Raw genomic sequence first — 2,734 nt, 5'->3', positions numbered from 1 at the left:
CCCACAGCCGCATCGCGCCCTCGCCGGGCTGCGGGCAGTGCGGCGGCCAGTTGACGTCGCCGGGCTGCTGTTCCATCACCCAGAACGGGCGGTCGAGCGCGCTCCGGTAGAGGTCGTGGTCCATCCCGACCTGATCCGGGTCCCCGGCGCGAAGCTGGTCCGGCGACGCCTCCCCGTCGAAGCGGTCCTGAACGAACCCCGTGGGGTACGAGTCCCACGCGACGCGGTCGAGGTCGGCGCTCACGTCGTAGGCGTTCAGCGTCGGGAACCGCCCCATGAAGTTGTGGGTGACGAACCAGTCGGCGTCCGCCTCGCGTATCAGGTCGGCGTGGAGGCGGTTGTACTCGACGACGGAGTCGCTGGCGAAGCGCGCGTACGCCAACAGCCGCGAGGGGTGATGCTCCGCGGGGGTCGGGCCGGGCGGGTCGACCTCCTCGAAGGAGCCGTACTGCTGGCTCCAGAACGCGTTCCCCCACGCCTCGTTGAGGCCGTCGACGTCGCCGTACCGGTCCGCTAGCCACGACCGGAAGGCCTCGGCGCAGTCGTCGCAGTAACAGCGGACCGTCCGGTGACAGCCGAACTCATTGTCCGTCTGCCAGCCGGCGACGTGCGGGGAGTCGGCGTACCGCTCGGTGATCCGCTCGACGATCCGTTCCGTCTCCTCGCGGTAGGCGTCGGAGTTGAAACAGTAGTGCCGGCGGCTGCCGTGTTCCCGGACGGTGCCGTCGGGGTCCTCCTGCCGGATCGACGGCCGCTCGTCGACCAGCCACTTCGGCGGCGTCGCCGTCGGCGTACACAACACCGCCTGCATGCCGTACTCGCCGACGAGTTCGACCGCCTCGTCGAGCCACTCGAAGTCGAACTCGCCGCGCTCCGGTTCGAGGACCCCCCACGAGAACTCCGCCATGCGCACGTATTCGAGACCGGCGTCGGCCATCGCGGCGACGTCGCGCTCCCACTCCTCGTCCGGCCAGTGTTCGGGAAAGTAGCAGACTCCGAGACGCATGGCTCACACTCACGACCGCGCCACCTAATGGTTCGGATGGTGGCGACCGCCGGCCGCCGTCTTGCGGTCCCGCCGCGTGACAGGGTATTTGTGGGGTCGACAAGAGGGAGTGGTATGAACGAACGCAGGGCGGGTGCCACCGCGGTCACCTACGATCCGGACGGGCACGAGATCACGGTCGCGGACGACGCCGGCGACGTGCTCGCCGGAACGGTCCGCGCGACGGCGACAGATCGAAACGACGCCGGAGTGCGGATCGCGGAGGTGTCGCTGTCGACCGAGGGGGGCGGCGTGACCGTGACCCCGACCGTCGAGAACGCGGGCGACGAGCCGGTCCGGGCGGGCGACGTGACGCTCGCGTTCGAGACCGCCTTCGGCGCTGACGCGCGGATCTACCGGCACGGCTATCAGTCGTGGTCGTCGACCGGGACGCTCCCGGTCGGGGAGCGGTTCCCCGCCGAGGACCCGGACAACGCCCCGATGATGAACGACCTCGCGGCGTCGACCGACGACCGGGTGAGCAGCTACCTGACCGGACTCGTCGAGGGGGACCGGAGCCTGACGGTCGGGTTCCTCGAACACGACCGCTACTGCACGCGGTTCGAGGTCGACGACGACGCCGACGGGGTCGCGGCGCTCCGCGCGGTGTGCCCGCTGGAGGGGGCGCGCCTGACGCCCGGGGAGCGACTGGAGCTACCGCCCCTGTGGGTCGACGCCGACCGCGATCTCCGGGCGGGGGGTGGCCGCGTTGGCCGACCGCGTCGGCGAGCGGATGGACGCCCGGGTGCCCGAGACCGCGCCGACCGGGTGGTGTTCGTGGTACCACTACTTCACCGACGTCACCGAGGCGGACGTGCGGGAGAACCTCGCGGAGCTCCGCGAGTGGGAGATTCCGGTCGACGTCGTCCAGATCGACGACGGGTACATGGAGGCGTTCGGCGACTGGCGGTCGATCGCTGACGGGTTCGAGGACATGAGCGCCGTCGCGGACGACATCGCGACCGCGGGGTATCGCCCGGGGCTGTGGCTCGCGCCCTTCTACGTGGAGTCCGGCGCGGACCTGTACGCCGACCACCCGGAGTGGTTCGTGACGGAACCGACCGACGCGGGAGACGACGGACCGGGAACGGCCGACGGCGACGGGCCGGGAACGCCGGTCGACGGCGGCTTCCGCGCGGGGTCGGCGCTGTACGGACTTGACACGACCCACCCGGCGGTGTTGGAGTGGCTCCGGGAGACTGTGTCGACGGTCGTCGACGAGTGGGGGTTCACCTACCTGAAGCTCGACTTCCTCTTCGCGGCGGCGCTGCCCGGCGAGCGGTACGACCCCGAGGCGACGCGTATCGAGGCGTATCGCCGGGGCGTCGAGGCGATCGCCGAGGCGGCCGGCGACGACACGTTCCTCCTCGGCTGCGGCGCGCCGATGGCCCCGAGCGTCGGTCTCTTCGACGCGATGCGGGTCGGCCCGGACACCGACCCGACGTGGGAGACGCCGGGAGAGTCGGGGAGCCAGCCGGGGCTGAAGAACGCCGTTCGGAACACGCTCACGCGGAACGTCTTCCACCGGCGGTGGTGGCTCAACGACCCCGACTGTCAGCTCGTCCGCGACACGAGCGACCTCACCGCGGCCGAGCGCGAGGCGTTCGCGGCGCTCGTCGCCGCGACCGGCGGCGTGAACGTCTTCTCGGACCGGCTCGCGGAGATCGGTCCGGCCGGTCGCCGGCTCCT

The 2,734-nt window shown here is 71.2% G+C and carries 2 protein-coding genes and 1 pseudogene; 2 read left to right on the top strand and 1 reads right to left on the bottom strand.

Going from position 1 to position 2,734, the window contains the following annotated elements; genetic code table 11:
* Positions 1-1,006 (bottom strand): annotated as a pseudogene (bga, locus tag BN903_RS07150) (beta-galactosidase Bga); the annotation flags it as partial.
* Positions 1,007-1,120: 114 nt separating this feature from the next.
* Between bga and BN903_RS18015 the strand changes: the two are divergent.
* Positions 1,121-1,966, top strand: a complete 846-nt coding sequence (locus tag BN903_RS18015) for a hypothetical protein (protein ID WP_228841055.1) — start codon at positions 1,121-1,123, stop codon at positions 1,964-1,966.
* The coding region (locus BN903_RS18010) for a glycoside hydrolase family 36 protein (protein ID WP_228841054.1) at positions 1,860-2,734 on the top strand (875 nt) is incomplete at its 3' end. The genes BN903_RS18015 and BN903_RS18010, both read left to right, overlap by 107 nt.

This window comes from Halorubrum sp. AJ67 (assembly GCF_000513435.1).
This window is presented reverse-complemented; position numbering and strand designations above follow the sequence as displayed.

What these genes read in the sequence shown, in the direction of transcription:
- BN903_RS18015 (WP_228841055.1), top strand. Translation starts at nt 1,121, where the DNA reads ATGAACGAACGCAGGGCGGGTGCCACCGCGGTCACCTACGATCCGGAC.